22 protein-coding genes and 2 pseudogenes are annotated in these 26,001 nt (G+C 53.9%); 14 read left to right on the top strand and 10 right to left on the bottom strand.

The genetic code is table 11. The features are described from left to right. Nucleotides 1-5: 5 nt before the first annotated feature. The 4 genes from ABMV07_RS11230 to ABMV07_RS11215 form a co-directional block, all read right to left on the bottom strand. Nucleotides 6-626 carry a TetR/AcrR family transcriptional regulator gene (locus ABMV07_RS11230; protein ID WP_088266597.1) on the bottom strand — a complete coding sequence of 207 codons (621 nt, stop codon included), beginning with the start codon at nt 624-626 and terminating at the stop codon, nt 6-8. Continuing rightward, nucleotides 613-2,112 carry an MFS transporter gene (locus ABMV07_RS11225; RefSeq protein ID WP_197691860.1) on the bottom strand — a complete coding sequence of 500 codons (1,500 nt, stop codon included), beginning with the start codon at nt 2,110-2,112 and terminating at the stop codon, nt 613-615. Before ABMV07_RS11225 ends, ABMV07_RS11230 begins: the two co-directional genes overlap by 14 nt. A 273-nt stretch (nt 2,113-2,385) precedes the next feature. Next, nucleotides 2,386-2,574, bottom strand: coding sequence for a PspC domain-containing protein (locus ABMV07_RS11220; RefSeq protein ID WP_088266599.1), 189 nt, complete (start codon nt 2,572-2,574; stop codon nt 2,386-2,388). After that, complete coding sequence (locus ABMV07_RS11215; protein WP_197691859.1) at nt 2,574-3,383, bottom strand: hypothetical protein; 810 nt, start codon at nt 3,381-3,383, stop codon at nt 2,574-2,576. Before ABMV07_RS11215 ends, ABMV07_RS11220 begins: the two co-directional genes overlap by 1 nt. Before the next feature lie 380 nt (nt 3,384-3,763). On the opposite strand from ABMV07_RS11215, the gene ABMV07_RS11210 reads away from it, so the two are divergent. Further along, nucleotides 3,764-4,474 (top strand): response regulator transcription factor, encoded by a 711-nt coding sequence (locus tag ABMV07_RS11210; RefSeq protein WP_088266600.1) that lies wholly within the window; start codon nt 3,764-3,766, stop codon nt 4,472-4,474. A gap of 35 nt (nt 4,475-4,509) precedes the next feature. Beyond that, entirely contained in the window at nt 4,510-6,132 is a 1,623-nt protein-coding gene (locus ABMV07_RS11205) for a sensor histidine kinase (protein WP_088266601.1), read from the top strand. Nucleotides 6,133-6,156: 24 nt separating this feature from the next. On the opposite strand, the gene ABMV07_RS11200 is transcribed toward ABMV07_RS11205, so the two are convergent. Continuing rightward, a complete protein-coding gene (locus ABMV07_RS11200) occupies nt 6,157-6,822 on the bottom strand; it encodes an alpha/beta fold hydrolase (protein ID WP_197691858.1) in 666 nt (221 codons plus the stop codon). Between the two features lie 16 nt (nt 6,823-6,838). Beyond that, nucleotides 6,839-7,264 carry an HIT family protein gene (locus tag ABMV07_RS11195; protein ID WP_088266603.1) on the bottom strand — a complete coding sequence of 142 codons (426 nt, stop codon included), beginning with the start codon at nt 7,262-7,264 and terminating at the stop codon, nt 6,839-6,841. Nucleotides 7,265-7,342: 78 nt separating this feature from the next. Between ABMV07_RS11195 and purD the strand changes: the two genes are divergently transcribed. The 7 genes and pseudogenes from purD (at nt 7,343) to ABMV07_RS11160 (ending at nt 15,427) form a co-directional block, all read left to right on the top strand. Next, on the top strand, nt 7,343-8,629 hold the full coding sequence (gene purD, locus ABMV07_RS11190) for a phosphoribosylamine--glycine ligase (RefSeq protein WP_197691857.1): 1,287 nt from the start codon (nt 7,343-7,345) through the stop codon (nt 8,627-8,629). A gap of 83 nt (nt 8,630-8,712) precedes the next feature. Then, nucleotides 8,713-10,047 (top strand): TrkH family potassium uptake protein, encoded by a 1,335-nt coding sequence (locus ABMV07_RS11185; RefSeq protein ID WP_197690265.1) that lies wholly within the window; start codon nt 8,713-8,715, stop codon nt 10,045-10,047. Further along, complete coding sequence (locus ABMV07_RS11180) at nt 10,040-10,696, top strand: TrkA family potassium uptake protein (protein ID WP_088266606.1); 657 nt, start codon at nt 10,040-10,042, stop codon at nt 10,694-10,696. Before ABMV07_RS11185 ends, ABMV07_RS11180 begins: the two co-directional genes overlap by 8 nt. A 52-nt stretch (nt 10,697-10,748) precedes the next feature. After that, nucleotides 10,749-11,554, top strand: a pseudogene (locus ABMV07_RS11175) (pyridoxal phosphate-dependent aminotransferase). Next, the gene (gene purB, locus ABMV07_RS11170; RefSeq protein WP_196981283.1) at nt 11,554-12,993 is read left to right on the top strand and encodes an adenylosuccinate lyase; all 1,440 of its coding nucleotides are present in this window, start codon (nt 11,554-11,556) and stop codon (nt 12,991-12,993) included. The pseudogene ABMV07_RS11175 and the gene purB overlap by 1 nt, the downstream one beginning before the upstream one ends. Before the next feature lie 85 nt (nt 12,994-13,078). Beyond that, on the top strand, nt 13,079-13,972 hold the full coding sequence (locus tag ABMV07_RS11165; protein WP_088266608.1) for a phosphoribosylaminoimidazolesuccinocarboxamide synthase: 894 nt from the start codon (nt 13,079-13,081) through the stop codon (nt 13,970-13,972). 113 nt (nt 13,973-14,085) lie between these two features. Continuing rightward, a protein-coding gene (locus ABMV07_RS11160; protein WP_374064613.1) for an IS3 family transposase occupies nt 14,086-15,427 on the top strand; the annotation gives its coding sequence in 2 pieces (ribosomal slippage) (nt 14,086-14,537 and nt 14,536-15,427; 1,344 coding nt in all). Nucleotides 15,428-15,799: 372 nt separating this feature from the next. Here the strand turns inward: ABMV07_RS11160 and ABMV07_RS11155 are convergent. Beyond that, nucleotides 15,800-17,008: pseudogene (locus ABMV07_RS11155) on the bottom strand (IS110 family transposase). 365 nt (nt 17,009-17,373) lie between these two features. Here ABMV07_RS11155 and ABMV07_RS11150 point away from each other — a divergent pair. Together ABMV07_RS11150 and ABMV07_RS11145 are read left to right on the top strand one after the other, a co-directional pair. After that, on the top strand, nt 17,374-19,503 hold the full coding sequence (locus ABMV07_RS11150; protein WP_197692031.1) for a S9 family peptidase: 2,130 nt from the start codon (nt 17,374-17,376) through the stop codon (nt 19,501-19,503). A gap of 1 nt (nt 19,504) precedes the next feature. Beyond that, nucleotides 19,505-19,975, top strand: coding sequence for a glutathione peroxidase (locus ABMV07_RS11145; protein WP_088267423.1), 471 nt, complete (start codon nt 19,505-19,507; stop codon nt 19,973-19,975). 602 nt (nt 19,976-20,577) lie between these two features. On the opposite strand, the gene nrdF is transcribed toward ABMV07_RS11145, so the two are convergent. After that, nucleotides 20,578-21,603 carry a class 1b ribonucleoside-diphosphate reductase subunit beta gene (gene nrdF / locus ABMV07_RS11140; RefSeq protein ID WP_197692030.1) on the bottom strand — a complete coding sequence of 342 codons (1,026 nt, stop codon included), beginning with the start codon at nt 21,601-21,603 and terminating at the stop codon, nt 20,578-20,580. Next, the gene (gene nrdI, locus ABMV07_RS11135) at nt 21,600-22,025 is read right to left on the bottom strand and encodes a class Ib ribonucleoside-diphosphate reductase assembly flavoprotein NrdI (RefSeq protein ID WP_088267616.1); all 426 of its coding nucleotides are present in this window, start codon (nt 22,023-22,025) and stop codon (nt 21,600-21,602) included. Before nrdI ends, nrdF begins: the two co-directional genes overlap by 4 nt. 139 nt (nt 22,026-22,164) lie before the next feature. On the opposite strand from nrdI, the gene trhA reads away from it, so the two are divergent. Further along, entirely contained in the window at nt 22,165-22,953 is a 789-nt protein-coding gene (trhA, locus tag ABMV07_RS11130) for a PAQR family membrane homeostasis protein TrhA (protein ID WP_088267617.1), read from the top strand. A 2-nt stretch (nt 22,954-22,955) separates the two neighbouring features. On the opposite strand, the gene ABMV07_RS11125 is transcribed toward trhA, so the two are convergent. Next, nucleotides 22,956-23,942: an acyl-CoA thioesterase gene (locus ABMV07_RS11125; protein ID WP_197692029.1), complete on the bottom strand. Its 987-nt coding sequence runs from the start codon at nt 23,940-23,942 to the stop codon at nt 22,956-22,958. A gap of 29 nt (nt 23,943-23,971) precedes the next feature. Between ABMV07_RS11125 and ABMV07_RS11120 the strand changes: the two genes are divergently transcribed. Together ABMV07_RS11120 and purF are read left to right on the top strand one after the other, a co-directional pair. Beyond that, nucleotides 23,972-24,367 (top strand): sterol carrier family protein, encoded by a 396-nt coding sequence (locus ABMV07_RS11120; protein ID WP_088267619.1) that lies wholly within the window; start codon nt 23,972-23,974, stop codon nt 24,365-24,367. Between the two features lie 46 nt (nt 24,368-24,413). Beyond that, nucleotides 24,414-25,982: an amidophosphoribosyltransferase gene (purF, locus tag ABMV07_RS11115; RefSeq protein ID WP_197692028.1), complete on the top strand. Its 1,569-nt coding sequence runs from the start codon at nt 24,414-24,416 to the stop codon at nt 25,980-25,982. Nucleotides 25,983-26,001: the final 19 nt, after the last annotated feature.

Here is a 26,001-nt window from a genome sequence, read left to right as displayed (position 1 = left end):
ATCTTCTACTCAATCCCTGAAGGAGAAAGAGAATCTGAAGTGCTGCGGAACGAGTATGAGGGGAAAACAATATCGACATGTGCCGGTAATCGACCGCTGTCCCATTGCACGGAATCGATAAATGCACATGCTTGTTCCACAATGAGCTGTCGTTCCGTGGCGCTCAACGGGGTGGGATTTACGTGGTCGCTCGTCCAGAGGCCGTCGGCAAGCGTGAGGATGAATAGTGCTGCGGAATTTTCTGCAATACCCGCTGACCAAGGCTGCCACGCATCTGTCCAAATGCGTCGAATCTCTGGATCAGGGAGAGACTGCAGCGTAAGAAATAAATCAGCGCGTCTGGCTGACGTCGATTGATTGATCACAATCGCTTTTAAACGCAACGGTAAATCCAGTTGTTGTGGGGGAGCGCCGGCAATGTCCTCCAACGCTTGGGTCCACAAGCTAGCCGAGTATTTGTTGAGCTCGATTTCTAGTACGCGCCGGGACGGGAAATGATAGATCAATCCGGATTTTGAGGTACCAGTAGCCGTACTCAGGGAATCATAGGTGAGTCCTTGTAACCCGTCGGATTCCACAATATCCATAGCGGTTGCCAGTAATTGTTGTTTCTTATTCGTGCGCATATTCAGTTTCCTTAGGGTTGTTGCGAAGTAGCCATGCAGTAGCTAAGGCGCAGGTGAGCCCAATCGCGGCTGCCATCCAGATCACGGTGGCATAGGACTCGTTCATTAAAAGGCGGGCATTGATATGAAGCTCCGGATGATGGAGTCCTTGATCAAAGGAAGCGGCTATTTCTTCTGGAGCGTTAACGCTGTAGAAGAAGCTGAAAAGCGAACCGAACAGAGCCACGGAAATGAGGGCACCAAATTCGTAACTTACTGCTTCCATTGCAGAGGCCATTCCAGAATCACGAGACGGTGCTGATCCGATCACAGCCGTGGATGACACTGACATCACCATGCCGGCTCCGAAACCGCACAGCAATAAACCAGTGATCAAGAGAGGAAAAGTATTGTGGGGAACCGAAAACGCTGTGAGGGCACCTCCCGTACACATGACCAAGAATCCGCCGCTAATAAGGGGACGGAATCCCACCTTATGCACGATTGCGCCACCGCCAATGGAACTGGGGAAAGCTGCAAGCGCAGTAGCTGCAGAAAGTAGACCTGCTTGAAGTGGCGTAAAACCTTCTGCCAGCTGGAAACGTTGGGTGGTAAGAAGCTCGGTGCCAGACAGAATTAACATCGCACAGGTTGCTGCCAATACTCCCGCACTGAAGAGGGAATTTCGGAAAACTCCGAACTGAAGTAGCGGCTCGTCGAGGTGTAAGTGGCGCCACCAAAAGAGAGCGGCACCTACAGCCATAAAGGCAAACCCCAATGCGAGCATGGCGAAAGATATTGGCGTGTGAGCACATTCTTTGATGAGGAGCACAAGTCCCACCATGAAAAACATTGCGAACATTGAGGAGAAGAAATCCCAGATTCGTTGTGGATTAGGCCGGTTTTTCGGTGCCATGAAGTACGTACCTACCAGTGCGATGATGACGACCGGAACGTTGATGAGAAAGATTGATCCCCAGTAGTAATGTTCTAAAAGAAATCCGCCAAGAACTGGCCCTAAAGCAGCGCCGAGTGTTGCAACTGCTCCCCAGATGCCAATGGCAGTGTTGCGTTCACGAATATCGGTAAAAGTAATTCTTAGTAGTGCTAGTGAGGCGGGCATCATCGTTGATGCGCCTATCCCTAGAAGTGCGCGAGCTGTGATCAGCGTTGCAGCGTTGGGCGATGCAGCCGCCAGGATCGAAGCAACTGCAAATACTGAAAGTCCGATTTCGAACATGCGGCGATGACCAATTTTGTCACCAAGAGTGCCAGTTCCAAGTAGGAATCCTGCGAGCACCAGCGAGTAAGCATTGATGATCCACAGGCCTTCGAGCTCCGAAGTATGAAGATGTACGTGGAGCGCGGGCAGAGCTGTATAAAGCACCGAGTTATCTGCGCCGACGACGAACAGACCAAGTGAGATGATTCCAAGAAAAATCCACCGCTGGTCGTGGGACTTAAGTCCTGCAGACTTTTCTCCTGTGAGGGTGCTGTGCGAAGCCATGTTTGAAACAATACCGAACGTTCGTTACAGTTTCAATGGTAGGGCGTTTGGCAAAGCTGCAAGGACGATGTTTTTCTTCGGTGGCGCTGGTCAGCGGGGGACACCCCCAAGGTAATGGGACGAGCTGTTTGTTGCGGATGTCGTGGCTTTGGCGGACATGGTCAAGCCCACGCGCCAACAAGAGGTCGGGCGTAGGCTTTTTAGTGGCTCTCAGCGCAAGAAGAAGCGGAAACGATAGTAACGAAAGTGGGTTTCCATATCTTTAGCTGCAACTTATCGCTTTGGGTAGATGAGCCATTGCAGTAGGTAGACGGCAACCAAGGGAACTCCGCAGAGCGTAGCGATTACGTAAATAATCCTGACGGTATTTGCAGAGGTTTCATATACTTCAGCTACCCCGGCACAGACCCCTGCTATGCATTTATTTTTTTGAGATCGGTGCCATTTATTTTGCGGGAACATTATGCGCACCTGTACTCAAATGTTGAGATACCGCCATTGTGGCTTAGTACGTTCGTGTTCACAACGATCCCAAGACACTTTCCGTTACGGTGTGCTCGAATTGCGTCGTACCCCAGCTTTCCTGCCGCTCCTAGAATCGCCAATCCCACAGGTCCTGAAGCACCGAGTGCGGCCATCCAGAGGAGGGCAGCAATTGCACCGGCGCCTCCTGCTGCTCCAGTTGCTTGCGTTTCTTTCTTGCTTAACTTGATGGTGGTTTTCTCCCATCCCCAATCGATCTGCGGATCTGCAGTGACCGGGAAAGCCGTGTCAGAGTTGTGCTCAACAATCTGCACGAGGGTTCCATTCTCAATATGAAGGGAGGTCTGGAGGGGAGTACCATTAGCGTCGATAGCCCAAGGAGTGGCGATCGTTGCGATCAAGCTTCCGTTTAGGAAAACTCCAATAGCGTCTTCGCTTCCTTCGCTAAAGGGGATGACTTCAGCTTCTTGCGGGAGGCTGAGCGGGAAGCGGTACTCGGTAGGTGCCTCTGAATTCTCGATATGGATAAGCGTCTGCATTCCGTTTTCGAGTTGGTTCGTTTCGAAGGCGTAGTCCTTCGTGGCGCGCTTAGAACGTCCTGCTGGCTCTTGGGCGGAGGGCACTTCCCAGCCAATGCTGTATTGATTGCCATCTGGCGACAGTCCAGTCGTGGTTACGTATTCTTTCGCAGACGCCTGAGGCGCACTGATGGCGAACATCATTGCAGTAGAGATCGCAGTGATGATGGCGATTATCCAGCGGCTGGAAAATCTGTTTATTTGTGGCATCGATATCTCTTTACGTGGCTTTGGGGACGGTTGTCCCGGTCGATGAAACGATCTGGCCAAAGATTCCCCTGGTCACAGTGGTTTCCGGAGGGTGCGCGCCTTAAATAAAAAGGTGCCTTGCGTCACACGCTATCGTAGTTGAACTTCTCTGTTGAGAGTTTTGCAAACTTTTCTAAATTAAGCGTTGGCTTGGCGTGTTCTACCCCGTTTGCGGTTGTCTACTTCGGGGGAGTGTTAATTAGGGGCGTTGATGGGTGCTGAGTGTTCACAGTTCGTTGACAGGTGTGCAGCAGAAACTAGCCAGTTCAATCAGTTGTACTGAGAACCAATAACGATTCACATGATAAAAAGTTCAAAATGCTGAGGTAGGCAGAGTAAAAATGGAAACCATGAATGAACATACAACTCGGGTTCTGGTGGTTGATGATGAGCCAAACATCGTCGAGCTGTTAAAAGTGAGCCTGAAATTCCAAGGCTTTGAGGTAGAAACCGCCCAATCAGGGCTCGAAGCTTTAGAAAAGGCCTGTTCTTTTCAGCCCGATGCTTTTATCTTGGACGTGATGATGCCGGGCATGGATGGTTATGAATTGCTGCCCAAGTTGCGTGCTGAAGGCTTTGAAGGGCCAGTGCTCTACCTGACGGCAAAAGATGCGGTAGAACATCGAATTCATGGTCTTACTATTGGTGCGGATGATTATGTGACTAAGCCATTCTCGCTTGAAGAGGTAATTACCCGCCTGCGTGTGATTCTGCGTCGTGGATTACGCCATGATGACGTAGACGATTCCGCGACCTTGGTTTATGCCGATTTAACCTTGAATGATGATACTCACGAGGTTACTAAAGCTGGGCAGGTTGTCGAGCTATCGCCAACGGAATTTAACCTACTGCGCTATTTAATGCTCAATGCAGAAGTGGTGCTGTCCAAGTCGAAGATTTTGGACAACGTTTGGCATTACGACTTCGGCGGCGATGGCAACGTTGTGGAATCTTATATTTCCTATTTGCGTCGCAAAGTTGATACTCAAGAACCAGCGTTGATTCAAACGATTCGTGGTGTCGGCTACGTGCTGCGTAAACCTCGGTCGTAGAAGCAAGGATTCGTCGATAGGAAAACTAGACAAGCATGAACAATCCTTACGCCAGAGCGGTTGTTTCGGAACCAGTAGATGAAACGCAATGTTCATCTGTTGGAGATCACCGGTACCCGAATTTTGCCAAGAAAAAACAGGAAGACCACAAGCCCTCCTGGATCAGCACAGTCCTGCGTTCTCCACGAATTTCGGCCCCCAATTTTTCGGTGATCTCGGATATCAAACATCTACGTTTGAGCGGGATTCCCCTGCGCTCCGGTTTGATGGCGATTGTTCTTGTTGTCTCTGCAATTGGGCTGATCGGAAGCTCTTTTGCAGTTAATCGAACGATGCAGCAGTTGTCCTATTCTCGCATTGATATGGAACTTGAAAGCGGACTCAACGGCTGGGCCGCTCAAGACTCCTTGTTTGAAACGCAGCGTAATGGTGCGCTGGTTCGCCCACCAACCGAATTCTATGTGGTGAAGATTTACCCCAATGGGACAACCAGCATCTATAACGAGGGAAAATCGAGCCCTGACCTGGGTCGCGTCGTTATCGGCAAAGGGGCGCAAACCGTTGATTCCTCGGAGAAAAGCGCTGCAAACGTGGAATGGCGGGTTATCGCGGAGCGCCGTGCTGGTGTAACCATTGTGGTGGCCAAGGATATTACCCAAGAAGCAAATGTCTTAAAACGCCTCGCATTAGGCCAGGTCATCATTGTTCTAGCGGTTCTTTTGCTCATGGCGTTATTGGCCTATGTGCTGATCCAACGTGCGCTTCGGCCATTACGTGAAGTCGAGATGACCGCCAAAGCGATTGCTGCGGGTGATCTGGACCGTCGAGTGCCCAACACTACGGCAAATACTGAAGTGGGAGCGTTGTCGAGCGCGCTGAACAGTATGATCTCTCAGCTGCAGGGATCCATTGTGGAACTGCGGGATAAAGAGGCCCAAATGCGTCGTTTCGTTGGCGATGCCTCACACGAGTTGAGAACCCCACTGACCTCGGTCAAAGGCTATGCCGAGCTGTATCGCTCGGGTGCTACAACGGACGCAGACCTCGTGATTGAAAAGATCGAAGACGAGGCTAAGCGAATGAGTTTGCTGGTAGAAGACCTCTTAGCGCTCACGCGTGCAGAGGGGGCACGCCATGATTCCAAGCCTGTTGATCTTCTTGATCTAGCACTGAACGTTTCGTCTTCACTTCGGGGAGCTTATCCCGATCGCGAAATCGATGTTCGCTCCGAATGCACGGATGTGCCCGTTGTGGAAGGAGACGCAGCCCGCCTGCACCAAGTTCTGACCAACCTAGTTGCAAACGCCTTGAAGCACGGCGGGGACTCGGCACGCGTCACCATCAAACTAGCCGACGCGGGATCCAATTTTGTCGTCAAAGTGATCGATGACGGCATAGGCCTCAGCGAAGAAGATGCCTCGCACATCTTCGAACGCTTCTACAGGGCAGACAGTTCGCGCGCCCGCAGCACAGGCGGAAGCGGTCTGGGGCTCGCCATCGTCAAATCCCTCGTGGAATCCCATGGTGGTGAAGTATCAGTGGAATCTGAACAAGGCCATGGCACCACATTCATCGTGGAACTACCCAAAGCCGCACCGAAAGAGACTAAAGAACCGAAACAATCGGTAACAAAGAACCGCCCGATAGAAGAAAAATAGAAAAGTGCTAAAGCACCCGAGGTACTAGTCAGTAGGGGAGCCGTTTTCCGCAGGGTAACCGAGAGCCTCCATAATGACATCGGCTTGCCGTGGTAAATCCTCGTGGCGAATACCAGTGATCTCAATCAGTTCACCAAGAGCACTAGAGGCAACAGGAACGATGTGGTCGGCAGTCGAATAAATCGACAGGAGTTCCACACCATCTGGCAGCTCAGCTGGGATTTCTTGCGTCAATTGAATAACTGCTTGCCCAGTAATCAACTTGACCACAGGTTTAAATCGCACAGTTCTAGGAACCCCACGAAAAGCCGCACCCAAACCGATGAGCTTACGCACAAAACCTGGGCGTGCATGGGCAATGCGCAGCCCCTGAAGCCCGCCAGCCGAATGCCCCACAATATCGACCTGCTTAATGCCCATATCGCGGAGGTGATCCACATAGCGCAATAACTCGGCAGTCGAACGATCCAAATCGGCGGTGCCATGCTCACCATAAGCAGGGGCAAAAAATGGGCGCCCAAGCTGGGCAAGCCGCTGGGCTGGGCGCTCAAAATTGCCAGGGGAACCTAGCGTTCCGTGAAAGAACAAGACTGGGACTGAATTAGGGGAGGCGTCGGCAAGCGTTGTAGCTACCCACTTCGGTGACAACGGCAACGTGCCCCGAGCTGGTATCCATTTCAACAATGCCATGCAGACAAACTCCTTATTACTTCACAGTTCCGTCCTCGCGGGTGCCTAAGGCCTCACGGAGCTTCTCAGCTGCCGCATCCATAGCTGCAGGATCGGTTTCGTCCATACTCATAGCGCGTGCGAAGTCATAATCACCCATCTTGCCCGCTGGGAAAACATGAATGTGCGTATGAGGAACGTCAAAACCGGCGATGATATAGCCGGCGCGAGGAGCGTCGAAAGCCGAAACAACAGCTTGGCCAACCTTCAGAGCAACCGCATTGAGCTCGTTCCACAACTCAGGCTCTAAATCCGTCCACTTGTCTACCTCATTAACAGGCACGACCAATACGTGACCATAGGCGAGAGGCTCGATCGTGAGGAAGGCAACGATATGTGCGTCGCGGTAAACAAATCGGCCTGGAAGATCGCCGTTGATGATTTTGGTAAATACGCTACTCATGCTGTCTACGGTACCGCGCAGTGCGCACTATTGTCAGGGGAGGAATGCTGGGCGTAGACCCTGTAGGATCTACAGACCATGCGCATTCTTGTTATCGGTTCGGGCGCCCGTGAGCACGCCCTCGTACTAGGTTTGTCCAAGGATCCCTCTGTTTCTGAGATCCATGTTGCCCCAGGCAACGCAGGCATGGAGTCGATCGCAACGGTTCATGCTGATGCCACTGCCGTGGATGACCCAGCACAGATGCTGCAGGTCGCGCAGGATGTTCAGGCTGATTTGGTTGTGGTCGGCCCTGAAATTCCGCTGGTAGCAGGTGTGGCTGATGTTCTTCGTCAGAACGGTTTTGCGGTGTTCGGCCCGAATAAGGATGCTGCTCGCATCGAAGGTTCGAAGGCCTTTGCTAAAGATGTGATGGAAAAAGCTGGTGTGCGTACGGCTCGTGCGGAGCAGATTCTTCCGGAGGCAAGCGATGAGCAACGCGATGCGGCTTTGGATCGTTTTGGCCCGCATTATGTGGTCAAGGATGATGGCCTTGCTGGCGGCAAGGGTGTTGTTGTTACTGATAATCGTGATGCTGCGCGTGCGCATGTCGACGCGGTGCTCGCTGCGGGTAATCCGGTGCTGTTGGAGAGCTTCTTGGATGGCCCTGAGGTGTCCTTGTTCTGCTTGGTTGATGGCGAGACTGTCGTTCCTTTGATCCCTGCGCAGGATCACAAGCGTGCTTACGATAATGATGAGGGCCCGAACACGGGTGGCATGGGAGCTTATACACCGTTGCCGTGGCTGCCTGAAGATGGGGTGCAGCGCATCGTCGACGAAGTCTGTGTGCCTGTGGCTCGTGAGATGGTGCGTCGTGGTTGCTCGTATTCTGGTTTGTTGTATGCGGGTTTGGCGTGGGGTGCTGAGGGCCCATCGGTGGTGGAATTTAACTGCCGTTTTGGTGATCCAGAAACTCAGGCGGTGTTGGCGTTGCTGCGCACTCCGTTGGCTCAGGTGCTGCAGTCGGTGGCTGCGGGTACGTTGGCGCAGGCCCCAGCGTTGGAGTGGCAGGATGGCTACGCTTTGACTGTCGTCTTGGCTGCGGAGGGGTACCCAGAAAGCCCACGTAAGGGTGGTGTGATTTCGGGTGCGGATGGCGTTGATGCCTCGGGTACCACGGCTGTGTTGCATGCTGGTACTGCACGTGATGAACAGGGCAATGTGGTGGCCAATGGTGGTCGTGTGCTCAACGTGGTGGGTACGGGTGCAACGCTTGCCGACGCCCGCGACAACGCCTACCGGGTGTTGGATGGGATCAAGCTGGAGGGTTCGCATTTCCGCTCTGATATTGCGCTTCCGGCAGTTGAGGGTCGTATTTCGATTTAAGCAGTTATACGACTTGCTCCATGGAGGGCCTAACAGTGCTCCTAGTGTTGTGAGTTGGGGCATATGCGGAGTATCGTCGCCTCGTGCGTAAGACTCCTGCTCGGCTCGTTGCCGGTTGTTTTGCAGCGTTGGTGCTGTTGGGCACTGTGCTGTTGTTGTTGCCTGTGTCTCGTGAAGGCCATGCCCAGGCTGACGTCGTTACGGCTCTTTTTACGGCGACGTCGGCGGTGTGCCTGACGGGACTGACGGTGGTAGATACTGCCACCTATTGGTCCCACTTTGGTCAATTGATTATTTTGGCGTTGATCCAAGTGGGTGGTTTGGGCATTATGACATTAACGACGTTCGTCGGCTGGGTACTGGTGGGGCGTATCGGGGTTAAGGGGCGGTTGAACGCGGCGGCGGAGGGGCGTGGTCGCGAGCTCGGGGAGGTGACTGGCCTGCTTATTGCCACCATCGGTTTTACTCTTGTGGTGGAATCTGCGGTGGCTGTGGCGTTGACCTTGCGTTTTCACGCTATGGGTTTTGATTGGTGGGCGAGTTTGTGGGAGGGGGTTTTCCACGCGGTTTCGGCCTTTAACAATGCCGGTTTTGGTTTGAGGTCGAATAATCTGATGCCGTATGTGGGCGATGGTTGGATTATTTTGCCTATCTCGGCAGCAGTGATCGTAGGTGGTTTGGGTTTTCCCATGCTATTGGAATTGCATCGGCGGGCAACGTTTCGCCGACAGGGGCAGGCAATTCGCCGGATGTCGTTGACGTCGCTTTTTACCATCGCGGGCACGATTGTGTTGCTCGCTACTGGCACCGTGGGCATTGCGGTGTTGGAGTGGCGTGGTGTACTTGCCCCGTTTGATGGCCCAACGAAGGTACTCGCTGCATTTTTCCATTCGGTGACCTCGCGTACTGCTGGGTTTAATTCGATTGATATGTCGCAGTTGCATCCGACGAGCTTGCTGCTCACGGATTCGTTGATGTTTATCGGTGGTGGTTCTGGTGGTACCGCAGGTGGCATCAAGATCACTACTGTGGCCGTGTTGCTGGCTGTGATGGTTGCGGAGATTCGTGGCGATGATCAGATTCTGATTCGCGGACGTCGTATTCCTAATCGAACTGTTCGGCAGGCGTTGGCGGTGACCATGTTGGCGGTGCTCACAGTGGGTGTCGCTGTTGGTTTGGTGCTGGTTTTGGCCCCTGAGTTTGGTGTTTTCGACCTTTCTTTTGAAGTGGTCAGCGCTTTTGCCACTGTGGGTTTGAGCACGGGTATTACGGGCTCGTTACCGAGTGCTGCGCAGTTGGTTTTGGTGGTGTTGATGTATGCCGGCAGGATCGGGCCAGTATCCTTGGTGGCGGCGCTGGCTGCGCGTTCAAGTAAGAGGCAGTATTCCTATCCTGTAGAAAGGCTGATCATTGGTTAACTTCCGTTCTCGTTCCAATCCGGCTGTGGTGATTTTGGGGCTGGGTCGTTTTGGCATGGCTTTGGGGGAGGAGCTGGTGCACTCTGGCGTAGAGGTGATGGGTATTGATACCAACCCTGCGGTGGTGGATAAGGCTTCGGCGATTTTGACGTATGCGGCGGTGGCTGATACGACGAGCGAGGAGGCGTTGCGTCAGCTGGCGGTGAATGAGGCGTCGCGTGTGGTGATTGGTATTGGCTCGGATATGGGTGCGTCGTTGTTGACGGCTTCGGCGGTGGTGGAGTTTAACATTCCGTCGATTTGGGCGAAGGCGTTGAATAATTCGCATGCGAAAATTTTGAAGCAGATTGGTGCGCATCACATTATTCGCCCTGAGCAGGATACGGGTCGTCGTATTGCGCATTTGATGAATGGTCGCGTGCAGGAGTATGCGGAGTTTGATCGGGATTATGCGATTGTGAAGATTGCGCCGCCGGTTTCTGCTTTGGGTAAGAAGGTGAGCGATTTTGATCGGGTTCAGATCATTGCGGTGCGTCCTGCTGGTGGCATGTTTAGACAGTCGAAGCCGGAGATGGTGTTGCGGTCGGGGGATTTGATTTTGGCTGCGGGTAACCCCGATGAGCTGGAGAGGTTTGGCACTTTGGACTAGCGTGTCTGCCATGTATCTGAGTGATCGTAGTCACGTTGACCCGTTTCGAGTGATGCCGATTTTGGGGAGGTGCAGGCGCGTGACGATGCTCTTCTTTTGTGTGGGGCAGCCGTCGACGGGCGCGCCGCGGGCGGTAATTGAGCGCGTCCATTTGCGTATCGACGCCTCTGCACTCGGCTACACCGCCACCTTGGGGACCCCTGAGATTCGTGAGGCGATTGCGCAGTGGCATGCTCAGACATATCGCAATGCGTTGACGGCTCTAGGTGCAAAGATTATCGATCTGCCCTGTGGCGCAGAAACTCGCTTCCAGCTCACGGTGGAGATGTTCGAGGCGTGCGTCGAAAAGCCGAAGGCGCTGATTGTGACCAGCCCTGATAACCCTTCGGGGACGATCATTGATGGTGCTGAGCTAGCGCGCATTGCTGATTGGTGTGAGCGCAACTCCTGCCTGCTGATCTCCGACGAGATCTACCACGGCATCACCTATGGGCGTGAGTGCCACAGCGCACGGGAGTACCCCGACAAGGCAGTGGTGGTGGGCTCGCTGTCGAAGTATTTTCTATGACCGGTTGGCGGCTAGGCTGGCTCATTGTTTCTGATGAGCCGGTAGAAGCCCTTGATAATTTGCAAGCTAATCTTGCCCTGTGCCCGCCGGCGGCGGCTTCTACCTTATCGGATCACACTGATGATTCGGAGCTTTGGGTGCGTGAACTGCTCAACGCCACCGGTGTGGCACTTGCTCCTAGTGTGGACTTCGGCCCCGTTGACGGGCATCGGTTTGTTCGGCTGAGTTTCTGCGGAGAATATGAGGAAATTCTTCAAGCATGTGAGCGTTTGCGCACCCTCATGCCATAATGAGCTACGTGGCTGAGAAGAAGAAGATCGCAAACGTCCTGTCCAACCGCTACGCCTCTGCTGAGCTCACCGAGCTGTGGAGCCCAGAGGCAAAGATCCTGCTGGAGCGCCAACTATGGATCGCAGTAATGAAGGCCCAGAAAAATCTGGGCGTTGATATTCCAGCAGAAGCAATTTCTGCTTATGAAGAAGTAATCGACCGCATCGATCTTGACAGCATTGCGCAGCGTGAGAAGGTCACCCGCCACGACGTGAAAGCTCGCATTGAAGAGTTCAACGCACTCGCCGGCTTTGAGCATATTCATAAGGGCATGACCTCCCGCGACCTCACTGAGAACGTGGAGCAGCTGCAGATCTACCGTTCGCTTGAGATGATGCGTAACAAGTCGGTATCTGTTGCCGCTGCTATTGCGCAGCACGCAGCGCAGTACCAGTCGCTGGTCATGGCCGGTCGCTCCCACAACGTGGCTGCTCAGGCTACCACTTTGGGTAAGCGTTTTGCCTCTGCTGCCGAGGAAATCTTGGTTGCTATTGACCGCGTTGAGGACCTGCTGAACCGCTACCCGTTGCGCGGCATCAAGGGCCCTATGGGTACTGCCCAGGACATGCTTGACCTTGTGGGCGGCGATGAGTCCAAGCTGGCAGCTTTGGAAACTCAGATCGCTGATCATTTGGGTATCGCCCGTGTATTTGATTCAGTGGGTCAGGTTTATCCCCGTTCTTTGGACTTCGACGCTGTGTCTGCGTTGGTTCAGCTGGGCGCTGGCCCTTCGTCTTTGGCTCACACCATCCGTTTGATGGCGGGCAATGAGACGGTGACTGAGGGCTTTAAGGAAGGTCAGGTTGGTTCTTCTGCCATGCCGCACAAGATGAATGCGCGTTCGTGTGAGCGCGTTGGCGGTCTGCAGGTGATCTTGCGTGGTTACCTCACCATGGTGGCGGATCTTTCTGGCCAGCAGTGGAATGAGGGCGACGTGTTCTGCTCAGTTATTCGTCGTGTGGCTCTTCCGGATGCGTTCTTCGCGCTGGACGGCATGTACGAGACATTCCTCACAGTGTTGGCTGAGTTTGGTGCTTTCCCAGCGATGATCGATCGTGAGCTGGAGCGCTACCTGCCATTCCTCGCTACGACTCGTATTCTGATGGCTGCTGTTCGCGCTGGTGTTGGCCGTGAAACTGCCCATGAGGTGATTAAGGAGAACGCTGTGGTGGTTGCCTTGAATATGCGTGAAAACGGTGGTGAGCAAGACCTCATTGATCGTTTGGCTGCAGATGAGCGGTTGCCGATGACTCGTGAGCAGTTGGAGGAGGCTTTGGCTGATCGGCATGCCTTTATTGGTGCTGCAGAATCGCAGGTTGCTCGCGTTGTTGACCGTGTGAATGATCTGGTTCGTCGTTACCCAGCGGCTGCCCAGTACACCCCAGGTGACATTCTCTAACAACAGCTTTTAAGTACAAGTCATATCGCATCTGTGGGTGTTGCGATATGACTTGTTCTTGTTTCAAGGTCTAGACTGCTTGATTATGCGTCCTGAACTCTCCCAGTACACTCATGTCTCCGCTGGCAAGGTGCGTGAGATTTACGAGATCGACGATGAACGCCTCCTGATGGTTGTTTCTGATCGTATCTCTGCTTACGACCATATTTTGGAACCAGAGATTCCAGACAAGGGTCGCGTGCTCACCGCTATGAGCATGTACTTCTTCCACAACATCAATTTCCCGAACCACCTCGCAGGGCCTATCGACGACCCCGCAATCCCAGAAGAGGTGCTCGGCCGTGCCATGGTGTGCAAGAAGCTCAAGATGCTGCCATTCGAGTGCGTTGCTCGTGGTTACCTCACTGGTTCCGGTTTGAAGGAATACCAGGAAACCGGCACTGTTTGTGGTGTGGAGCTTCCAGAGGGCTTGGGGGAGGCTTCTAAGCTCCCAGAGCCGATCTTCACTCCTGCTACGAAGGCAGATCTTGGCGACCATGACGAGAACGTCTCTTTCGACGTTGTCGTGGAAAAGCTCGGTGAGACGCGTGCGAACGAGCTTCGCGACGCCACCCTGCGTATCTACTCGGAGGCCGCAGCATTGGCAGAAGAGCGCGGCATCATCTTGGCGGACACCAAGTTCGAGTTCGGATTGGACGAGGATGGCACTTTGGTGCTTGCCGACGAAGTCCTCACCCCTGACTCTTCTCGTTACTGGCTAGCTGATGGCTACGAAGAGGGCAAGGTGCAGCCAAGCTTTGATAAGCAGTACGTTCGTAACTGGTTGACCGGACCAAAATCTGGTTGGTCTACTGACGACGTCACCCCACCGCCATCACTGCCCGGTTCTGTTGTAGAAGCTACTCGTGAACGCTACGTGGAAGCTTTCGAGCGTATTACTGGCAAGAAATTCTCCGAGTGGATCGGGTGCTGCGTTTAAAGCGTTGAACTCTCAGGCTCTGTAGGTATAAAAATGCTCCCCACGACTGTAGTTGAACTGAGCCCCGTTTTCCGGACTGAGAAATCAGAAACCAGATTGTGGGGAGTTTCTCTATGCATCCACGCAGTAAACTCAGTCAGGCTCAGCGTGAGCTGGCAGTCGACCTATTCGAGGAAGGCTACGGCTCGCGGGCAGTGGCTAACCGCCTCGGGGTCAGGCGTGAGCAAGTACGTCATCTCGAAGACCGGTTCCGGTTACATGGCAGACTATGTCTGGTGAGCAAACGAACGAAGAGGCAGTACTCCTTCGATGCGAAAATGGAGATCCTTCGCCGCCATAAAGCTGGCGAATTCAAATCCGATCTTGCCAAGGAATATGGCTTGTCGTCGCCTGCCCTGATTAACCATTGGGTATGGCAGGTCAATAAAGGTGGCCCTGATGCTTTACGGCCGAAACCCAAAGGCAGGCCTAAAGGCTCAGCTCGGCCTGCACCGGTGACGGAAGAAGATAAGTTGCGGCGTGAAAATGAGCTTCTTAAGGCGGAAGTGGCGTACCTAAAAAAATGAGGGACTTGAGGGATCAACGACGAGGCTGAAAGTTGCGGCCATCATCACCTTCAAGTCCGATCACCGCCTGGATGACTTGCTTGCCGTCTCTGGCCTGGCTAGGTCAACGTTTTTTGATCATCAGCGTCGTCTTGACCTGCCAGACAAGTACGCCGACCTCAAGGAACAGATTACGACGATCTTTCACGACTCCAACGCCACGTTTGGCTATCGCCGTATCTGGCGTGCGCTGCGCAACAACAACACGATCGTCAACAAGAAGGTGGTTCGCAGGCTTATGCGCGAGCAAGGATTGGTATCGAAGATCAGGCGTAAGAAGTACAACTCCTACCGTGGCACTGTCAGCCACATTGCTGACAACGTGCTTGGCCGACGCTTCATCCAAGACGCACCGAACAAAGTGTGGGTTAGTGACGTCACCGAGTTCCGGGTAGCCGGCACCAAGGTATACCTGTCGCCAGTCATGGATCTGTTTGACCGAACCATCTTGGCGCATACTCTGTCTACGTCACCGAATACTCAGCTCACATCACGCTCGTTGGCCGATGCCATTGCCATGTTTAGTCCGGGTAAAGGACTGATTGTGCACACTGACCAAGGCTTTCAGTACCAACACGCAAGCTGGCGCACCCTGATTAAAAGCGTTGGCGGTGTGCAGTCAATGTCACGCAAAGGCAATTGCTACGACAACGCGGTGATGGAAAATTTCTTCGGACACTTGAAATCAGAGATGTACTACGGCGCGTCCTTCACCAGTGTCGATGAGCTCTGCCAAGCTATCGATGATTACATACTGTGGTACAACACGTACCGACTCCAAGAACGATTCAAGGGTCTGGCTCCGATGCAATATCGGAACCAGACCCTTGCAAAGACCCTAACCGTTTAGAATTAACCCAGTCCGGAAAACGGGGCTCAGTTCAAGTCGTGGGGAGCATTTTGTATTAGTTGAACTTCTCAACCAAGGTCAGGAGCTTGGAGATCAAGTCGATGACCTTGGAGATGATGTTCAGATCAGAAACGGAGGACAGATCAGCGAGCTTCACAATGGACCTTTCATTCGGAGTGCAACTTCCCTTGTAACGTAGGCGAACTCTCAGGCAATAGCAAGGTTTCGGGGGTGTTCCTATATAGTTTGTCAACCTTGCGGGTGGAATAGCCAAGGTTGATTTTTCAACCGGGGTTGTTTGGCCGTGTTGTTTTCTGGCATGGCTGTTAGCCGACTGGGATTTTACCCAGTCGGCTATTTGGTTCTTGGTGTTTAGGCTGCTTCGACTTTCTGTGATTGGTCGGGATCGCGGTAGTACTCGTGGTTGCTCATCATGGCGTATAGGACGTTGAGCCGTCTGCGGGCTAGCGCTACTACTGCGGCGTTGTGTCTCTTGCCTTCACGGAGCTTTCGTTCATAGAATTGCCGTGAACGCTCGTGGAATCTGATGGATGCAAAAGATGATGGCCATAGGACGTTCTTTAATTTTTTATTGCCAGCTCTGTTCAGCGAGTTCGACAGGATTGAGGTTCCGGACTGATTCGTTCGGGGTGATAAGCCAGCGTAAGAGGCTAGGTGCCCAGCTGTCGGGAAATCGGACATATCGCCTGTGGTCATGAGAATTTGCGCAGCCGTCTTCGGCCCGATTCCCGGCATGGATAGCAGGATTTGAGTGTGGGGGATGTCGTTGATGAGCTCGATGACTTCCTGCTCGATTTGTTTGCGGTGCTCGAGCTTTACCAAGTGCGTCCTTCGCTGACATTGCTACGCCCATTTCTGCATAGTGTGCGCCGGCAATGGCGACTGTTTGCTCAGAGATGGCAGCGAATATGGCATCGATGATGGGCTCGGGATTGCGTGCCTTATAGCGTCGAGCAAAGGCAGTTGCTTTGGCTTTTCCGAGGCTCTTTATTTTGGTGGGCCCGCCGTAGTGTGCAAGGAGGTGCAGAACCCATGTGCGGTGGATTATCTGGCCGCGAAGGGCTTGTTCGAATTGCGGGTAGCAGCCAACTAGTGCACTTCGAATCTGATTGATGAGCCTAGTGTAGGAGCGTGCTAAGTCTTCGTCGATGCCATCCTAGGACTTTCAACTGGAGGAAGGCTTCTTCGACGTGGTCGACACTGCGGAGGGATTCCGGAAGGTTTTGCAGCGTGGGCGATGATATATGCATCCCGGATATCAGTTTTGGCATTACCAGCGTGGATGCGGGAAAGTTGGCGCATAGCCAAACCTGGAAGGTAGCGCACGTCGATTCCGATATCTTGGGCAACCGCGACAGTTAGTCGCCCAATGTTATTGGGCTGGTCCACGACGACAAGGACTTTGTGGTTGTTTGCGCTGAATGTTGAAAAGAGTGTGCGCAGGGATTTTTCGTTTTGGTTGATGCGCTTTGATAGTACTTGGGCGCCGTCGATATCTAAGACGCAAGCGTGGTGAAAGTATTTGCCAACGTCCATGCCGATGACATAGTCGTAGGTCATGCCAGAACTCCTAGCGAATTGAACGAGTATGAGACTTATTTCATCGCTGGTGGTCGGACATACTTCACGCTGGCATCCACATTACTGTGAGACCTCGCGCATACTGTGCGGGTCAGGTTCCTATTATCAGTCTGGGGTATGTCACTGCCTTCGGTGGTATCACCCCGGGATCATTTTCAGACAGGGACGAAAACAAGCCATACCGAAGCCAGCGACTAGTTCCACTGCCACAAGGCAGAAGGAACGCAGACAAAACATAGCCTGCCCCAGCATGGGGGCTAGGGGTACGAATCCTGGGTTCCTTCAAGCGGAACTGCTAACAACGTAATGGGCTACATTTTTCGCTATCGGCTACGATCGTCACCATGCGTGAATCTCACAATGTCCTACCTCCGGTAGCTCCAGTCCGTCCTATTACTCGTACCCACCACGGGATTGATTTCGTGGATAACTACGAGTGGTTGCGGAATAAGGAGAATCCGGAAACGATCCAGTATCTCGAGGCAGAGAATGCTTTTGTTGAGCAGCAGACTGCGCACCTTTCGCAGTTAAAGGACAACATTTATCACGAGATTAAGTCGCGGGTGAAGGAAACAGATATGTCTGTTCCGCAGCGCGCTGGTGATTTTTGGTACTACGGTCGATCCGAAGAGGGGAAGAGCTACGGCTATTCTTGCCGTATTCCTGTGAGCGAAGGCGCGGATGCGTGGGTGCCTCCGACGATTCCTGAAGGGGAGCCGGTTGTTGGGGAGCAGATTATTCTTGACGTCAATGAGCTGGCCGAGGGCCATGAGTTTTTTGCTTTAGGTGCTTCGACGGTGACCACATCGGGCCGTTACCTTGCGTATTCGGTTGATACGGAAGGCGATGAGCGCTTTACGCTGCGGGTCAAGGATTTGGCAACGGGTGAGCATCTTGCTGATGAGATTCCCGATGTGTTCTATGGCGCTACCTGGGCTGGCGAGGAGTACCTGTTCTATCAGCGTGTTGATGCTGCGTGGCGTCCAGATTCGGTGTGGCGGCATAAGATTGGTACCGATCCGGCAACGGATGTGCAGGTGTTCCATGAAGCCGATGAGCGTTTTAATACTGGCGTGGGTGCTACGCGCTCCGAGCGATTTTTGATGATTGAGTCGGCGTCGAAGATTACGTCGGAAATTTGGGTGCTTGATCTAGATAATCCGACCGGCGATTTCCGTTGTGTGCTGCCACGGCATGCGGGGGTGGAATACGACATTGACCATGCTGTTGTTGCCGGTCGCGATACATGGATTGTGACTCACAATGCCGCTGGTCCGAATTTTGAGGTGGGCTGGACTCCGGTCACCGAGGAGAAGATTTCTCTCGATTCTCTTGAGGTTTTGGTGCCGCACCGTGATGAGGTTCGTATCGAGGGCGTGGACACGTACCGCGATCACATTGTGTTGGCGTATCGCTCGGGTGCGATCGGTCGCGCAGCTGTGATGCAGCTTAATGCCGATGGTTTTGGCACGTTTGAAGAGATTACTTTCGACGAAGAGCTCTACACGGTTGGTGTGGGTGGTCACCCTGAGTGGGATACCCCTGTGGTACGCATGGTGTATGTGTCGTTTACGCAGCCTAGCCAAGTGTTTGATTATTGGGTTGCTGATGGGCGTCGTACTTTGCTCAAGCAGCAGGAGGTCGTCGGCGGCTATAACGCGGATGATTACACTGCGTCGCGGCTGTGGGTTGAGGCTCACGACGGCGTGCGTATCCCCGTATCGTTGATCCATCGCTCTGATCTTGACCTCAGCAAGCCGAACCCTACGTTGTTGTACGGCTATGGCTCTTATGAGTCCTCGATTGACCCTGGTTTTTCCATTGCGCGGTTGTCTTTGATGGATCGTGGCATGGTGTTCGCTATCGCCCATGTGCGCGGTGGTGGTGAGATGGGTCGTGGCTGGTATGACACGGGCAAGACTGTGACTAAGAAGAACACGTTTACTGACTTCATTGCGGTCGCCGATCACCTGATTGAGCATGGGGTGACCACCTCTGAAATGTTGGTGGCGGAAGGCGGATCTGCCGGCGGCATGCTCATGGGTGCGGTGGCGAATATGGCAGGGGATCGTTTCAAAGCGATTGAGGCTGTGGTGCCTTTCGTAGATCCATTGACATCAATGCTGATGCCGGAGTTGCCGTTGACGGTAACGGAATGGGACGAGTGGGGTGACCCGCTGCATGACGTCGATGTGTATAACTACATGGCCTCTTATGCGCCTTATGAAAATATTGAGGCCAAGGCGTATCCCAATATCTTGGCGGTGACCTCGCTTAACGATACCCGTGTGCTTTATGTCGAGCCGGCTAAGTGGATTGCACAGTTGCGTGCGACGGCAACGGGTGGACAGTTCTTGCTAAAGACGGAGATGTCTGCTGGTCACGGCGGTGTTTCGGGCCGTTATGAAAAGTGGAAGCAAACCGCGTTTGAATACGCTTGGCTGTGCCATCAAGCAACCGGAAAGGAATCCTAAGATGAGTATTTTTGATACCGAGGTCACGCTGATCAACGGCGAGAAAGCCTCAATGGATCAGTGGGCTGGCCATTGCCTGTTGATAGTGAATACGGCATCAGAGTGCGGCTATACCTCGCAGCTGGAGACGCTGGAAGAGCTTTATGAGGATTACGCGATGCGTGGTTTCTTCGTGATCGGTGTTCCGTGTAACCAGTTCGGGGAGGAAGAACCTGGCAAGGATGCTCAGGTGGCACGTCGATACGAAGAAAAGTTTGAGGTGCACTTCCCGCTGTTGGCTAAGTCGGACGTCAATGGCCCCAACACTATCGAGCTGTATAAGAAGCTCAAGGGTGATGGCCCAGATATTGAGTGGAACTTTGAAAAGTTTGTGGTGGCGCCCAGCGGTGAGGTGGTAGGCCGCTTTGCGCCCTCACTCCATCCCGACGATATGAAGATCATTAACGTCTTAGAAGAGTATCTTCCTATCTAATCGCGCGTTGGAGAAAGTAAAGGTGGGGTTGATAACAATTGTTATCAACCCCACCTTTTGTCCCTCAATCTCAAAGGAAAGATGCCTCAGAAAGGTTACGCCAGTGGATATTGATTCAGCCTGTGAAGATCTGCGCCCCTCAACGCCTATCCTCGGTGGCCGGTATCGAATCACTATGGTTTCCAATGGGGTTTATGGTGTTCATACTCGGAGTCCCTCAACAACAAGCATGATCCTTATAAGCCCGCTGGCGTATATGGATTGCGGTTTTAGCTACAAACCTCAACCCGAGATTTAGCTGTCAATGAACCTCTCCTTCCCGAATGCTTCTTCTATATTCCCTCAACAACTTGCGCTGTTGATGTCTCCTAGTGTGCACACGATCCGCTAGTGATGCAAGGGCACCTCCACTATCCCTAAAAACGCTTCTACCTGCACAAATGCTACTCTCTGGCAAAAGTCTGTGATGGCTGCTGAGTTGCTGGATCGCGGTACTGACCTGCACCTTCGTGCGTCATATGACAGTGAATGGTGGGGTTGGTGTGACAGTATTGGAGTTTGCTGGCAATATGCTTGAGGGTACGTATATGTGCGCTGACCTGCTAAAAGTCCCAGTCCTCTTCGGTGGTTTCTTCCGCGGTTCCGATGATGTAGGCAGAACCTGATCCAGAAAAGAAGTCATGGGTTTCGTTGGATTCGGGGGTTAAGGCCGCAATGATCTCGGGGCTGACGTGTGCTGCTTGCTCCTCGTAGACGGGTTCGTAGCCTAGGTTCATAAGAGCCTTATCCGCGTTGTAGTACACAAAAGACATCACGCCGTCGAGGGTGAGGCCTTCTAGTGCATTGGCTTGGTCTGCTGGGGCGTAGAGGTCGGCGGTGTAGGCCTTTTCCATGTCGAGGAGTTCGTCGCAAAGCGAATAGGTGAACTCTGCCATTTCGTTGGCGCGTTCGGGTTTGAGCTCAAGTCCGCGTTGGTATTTGTATCCGGAGTAGTATCCGTGGACTGCTTTGTCGCGCAGGATGAGGCGGATCATGTCGGCGGTGTTCATGAGTTTTCCGCGGGTTGATAGCCATAGCGGCAGGTAAAAACCGGCGTAGAGGAGAAGGGAGGATAAAAGTGTGGAGGCTACTTTGCGTTTGAGGGGGTCGTTTCCGTAGTAGTGCTCGATGACACGGGTGGCGCGGCGCTGGAGGAGGGGGTTAGATATGGCCCAGGTGTAGGCATCGTCGATCTCAGTGCTGGAGCACATGGTACTAAACACTGAGGAGTAGCTGCGGGCGTGAACTGCCTGCATGAAGGCGATGTTGGCGTAGACGGCTTGTTCGTGTTCGGTGTGTGCGTCGGGAATTTGGCTGATTTCGCCGACGCTTGCCTGAAGCGTGTCAAGCAATGTGAGTCCGGTAAAGGTGCGGGTGACGAGTTCGCGGTAGACGGGTGTCATGGTGCGCCAGGTGGGAAGGTCGTTGGATAGTGGGACTTTTTCGGGGAGCCAGAAGTTGGCGGTGAGGCGTTGCCAGACTTCGTTGTCTTTTGCGTCTTGGGTGTGGTTCCAGTTGATGGGGCGCAGTGGGATGGTGGGGTGGTGTGGCCATTGTGGTGGGGTGATGGAGTTGTCGACGTAGCTCATTTAGTAGTCCTTTCGTGAAGAATCTCGATGACGGTGTCGTGGACGCGGTGGGCGTCGGCGTTGGTGCCGAGCAGCTCAAAGCGGTGGAGTTCGGGCACGTGGCACTTGTGTGCGATGGTGGTGCCTGCGAAGCAAAATGCGGATCCGAAGTTTCGATTTCCGCTGGTGATAACGCCTTTAAGGAAGCGTCGGTTTTGTTCTACGTTGAGGAATTTGATCACTTGTTTAGGTACGGCTTTGGCAAGGTCACCTCCTCCATAGGTGGGTGTGATCAACACGTAGGGCGCTGTGGCGACGATGGGGTCGTCGCGGGTGCGAAGCCCGATACGTTGGTGGGTGAGTTTGGTTTTTTGGATGAAGCGGTGGGTGTTTTCCGACACTGAGGAGAAGTAGATCACCTGAGGGCTTGTCGACGCTTCCACTGCGGCCTCCTTGGGGTGTAGTTGCGGGGGCGGGGCGTGGTGGGACTATCACCACACAACTAAAAGTTCAATGCATTGAACTTTTAGTGATGATCGCAATGTACGCCACGGCGACTGTAAAAGGAAACCGCATGAATTAATGCTTGGGCATGGCGCGGAAACCTACGCAGTGGTAGGTTTTGGGTTCAAATACATTCACCATCTCAACGCCACGAGAGGAATGCCCATGACCACAGCGCCACCATCCCCCATGGTCGAATACCGCCGATGGATCTACGACCGCGGCCCCCGCCCCATCACCCGCGGCTGGTTCCACCTCGTGGCCTCGTGGTGCGCACTCGTCTCCGGCTCGGTGCTCTCCACCTTCGCCTTCATCTACCGCCCCTGGCCGCAAGCACTCGGAGTTCTCATCTACGCCATCGGTGTAGTCGCCCTCTTTGGAGTCTCCGCAGCCTATCACCGCGGCCGTTGGAAAACCCCCGAAGCAGTCGGATGGTGGCGCCGCGCCGACCACGCCACCATCGCAGTATTTATCGCCTCGACCTACACCCCCTTATGTCTGATTGCCCTGCCCCAGTCACTCTGGGTGCTCTACCTCGCATGGGCAGGAGCCGCAGGCGCACTCATCCTCAGCATGGTGTGGATCACTCACCCGCGCTGGCTAGCCGCAAGCATATACATTGCGCTGGGATGGCTCATCACCCCACTGATCCCCGCACTATGGCAGGCTGAAGGGGCAGCCGTTGTGTGGCTGCTTTTTATAGGCGGAATCGTCTACTCCGCAGGCGCTATCGTGTACGCCATGCGCTGGCCAGGCAGAAACGCCACCATCATGGGCTACCACGAGATTTTCCACGCCGCCACAATCGTGGCAGCAATTATTCACCTCGTAGCCGTATGGATGGTGGTCGTCCCCAATGCTTCATAGTCTTAGTCAATGCGCTGCGTGGTCTTTTGCGCAATCAATGGCATAGGGGAGTACTGTGCTCGCAGCTCACGCAGCACATTGGCATGCTCTGCCAGCTGTACATCCTCCTGCGTACGTGGCACGAACTGACGCGCTGGCAGCGGATTGCCATCAATATCAACCGCAACATAACTGACCGTCGCATGAATGGCAGTATGAAGATCATCGCGGCCGCCACGAGGATTACCTGAACGCACAAAAATCGACATCTGCATACCGCGATTATCAGTACGCATCATGCGCGCATCCACCTCAATCAAATCGCCAATCTGAATCGGGCGATAAAAACGAATACCACCGGCATACACCGCAACGGTATGCTCCCCAGACCACTCCATAGTGCACGCAGCACCAGCCTCATCGATCCACTCCATGGCCGTACCACCATGAACCTTGCCACCCCAGTTCACATCCGTAGGCTTAGCCAAAAAACGCGTGACCAACCGTGGCGCATCGGAAGGTCCAACATAAGTCTGCTTCTCCATCTCCTCCTCGATAGCCTTGCGCAGATCAATACGCGACAACGCAGCCTCTAACACCCGCTGCTCCTCAGAACCATCAGGCGTAAACGACGGCACCGGCATCGCCCCGCCCATTTCTGGATCCTTAGCCACAAAGATCACCAAACAATCGCACGCGCGAGTAAACACACCCTCGCGTGGATCCGCCGACAACACCTCATTGACAATGTGCATCGACGACCGCCCCGTCATCGCAATCCGCGAACGTACCTCCACCATATGCCCCGAAGGGATCGGACGCGTGAAGTGAATATGGCCCACATACGCCGTCACACAGTAAGTACCCGACCACTGCACCGCACACGCATAGGCAGCCTTATCAATCCACTCCAACACACGACCACCACCCACGCCGTGGCTACCAGCCATCAACACATCGGTGGGAGCCGCAAGAAAACGAAGGGTAACGTGAGGGGAGCGTGTAGTCATGCAATCGAAAATACCGGAGGTACAAGCACATGGCACGACGAGCCCCAGATCCTGCAGAAACACGAGCTGCAGTACTCGCCATCGCCGATTGGATCGCACATCCGGAAAGCGTCGAAAAGCCCTCACGCACGGCCATCGCCGCAGCTGTACGTCTGACCCTAAGAACCGTCGAAAAGCTCGCGCCGGGCAACTCCGTCGAACTCAGAGTGCCACCATTTGTTGCCGTGCAATGCATCGAAGGTCCAAGGCACACCCGCGGCACACCACCCAACGTTGTAGAAACCACACCGTTGGCATGGTTGCGGCTTGCTACTGGGCTCGATCCCTACGCAGACAATCCGCATGTGTCGGCTTCGGGCACCCGTGCGGGGGAGGTCGCACACTGGCTACCCGTGGTTACGCTTGATCACCATGGCCCTGTATAACGCGAGGGTAAGCGTGCAAAACCTAGAGCATTAGTGCAACGTGGCAATGCACGTTACTATGGGCAACGTGGCACAAACTGACCGGCCCCAAAAAGACAATCTTCCGTTTGATTCCACTACCGTACCCTCAACGTTGACAGAACTTGATGACCGCGGCGAACAGGCTCCGCGCGAGGAATGTGGCGTTTTTGGCGTGTGGGCTCCAGGCGAAGAAGTATCCAAGCTCACCTATTTTGGACTTTTCGCCCTGCAGCACCGTGGACAAGAAGCTGCGGGAATCGCCGTCGGTGACGGCGATCAAGTCGTAGTATTCAAAGACTTGGGGCTTGTGTCCCAGGTGTTTGATGAACCTACCTTGGAATCCCTCAGCGGAGACGTGGCCATCGGCCACACCCGCTATTCCACCGCAGGTGGAGTGATGTGGGAAAACTCCCAACCAATGTTCCGTGTAACCCCAGAAGGAACCGATGTGGCGCTGTGTCACAACGGCAATCTGGTGAACTACCTCGAGCTCATGGCAGAAGCCGCAGAGCACAATTTGGTAAAACCTGACACTGAGCCCTCCGATTCCGATGTGATGACAGCCCTGCTGGCACACGGAGTATCGGAGGGTACATCTTTGCTCGATTCCGCCCGAGCACTCCTGCCGCATATGCGTGGTGCGTTCTGCTTGACCTTCACCGATGGTCGCACCATGTACGCCGCTCGTGATCCATGGGGCGTTCGCCCTCTCGTACTGGGTCGTCTTGAGCGCGGCTGGGTAGTTGCCTCGGAAACGTGTGCACTCGACATCGTGGGTGCGTCGTTTGTTCGCGAGATCGAGCCAGGTGAGCTCGTTGCTATCGACGGCGCCGGCATCCGCAGCGAACGTTTCGCACAACCACAACGCAAAACCTGCGTTTTTGAGTATGTGTACCTTGCGCGCCCAGACTCCACAATCCACGGCCGCAACGTCAACGCAACCCGTATGGAAATCGGACGAAGGCTAGCACGGGAATCGCCTATCGACGGCGACCTTGTCATCCCAGTCCCAGAATCCGGCAACCCCGCTGCGGTGGGTTACGCCCAAGAATCGAAGATTCCTTTCGGTCAAGGCTTGGTGAAAAACGCCTACGTTGGCCGCACCTTTATTCAGCCGTCGCAAACCCTACGCCAGCTGGGTATTCGCCTCAAGCTCAACCCGCTGCGTGAGGTTATCCAAGGAAAGCGCCTGATCGTTGTAGACGATTCCATCGTGCGTGGCAACACCCAGCGAGCCCTGATCCGCATGCTGCGCGAAGCCGGTGCCGCCGAGGTTCACGTGCGTATCGCCTCGCCACCTGTGAAGTGGCCATGCTTCTACGGCATCGACTTTGCAAGCCCTGGTGAACTGATCGCCAACGCTGTCACCGGCGATAACGAAGCCGAGGTTGTGCAGTCAGTCTGTACCGCCCTTGGTGCAGATTCTTTGGGATACGTCTCCACCGACGCCATGATCGAAGCCGCTCAGCAGCCCCGCGCCGAACTATGTTGTGCTTGTTTCGACGGCGAATACCCCATCGGTATGCCCGCCGGAAACAAGAACGCAGAGCTTGTTTCTGCGATGAAACGCAGCTCGTGCGCAAGCGTCGACTAGCGGCGAATAACCACCTATA

Source organism: Corynebacterium belfantii (assembly GCF_041898185.1).
Lineage (GTDB): Bacteria > Actinomycetota > Actinomycetes > Mycobacteriales > Mycobacteriaceae > Corynebacterium > Corynebacterium belfantii.
This window is presented reverse-complemented; position numbering and strand designations above follow the sequence as displayed.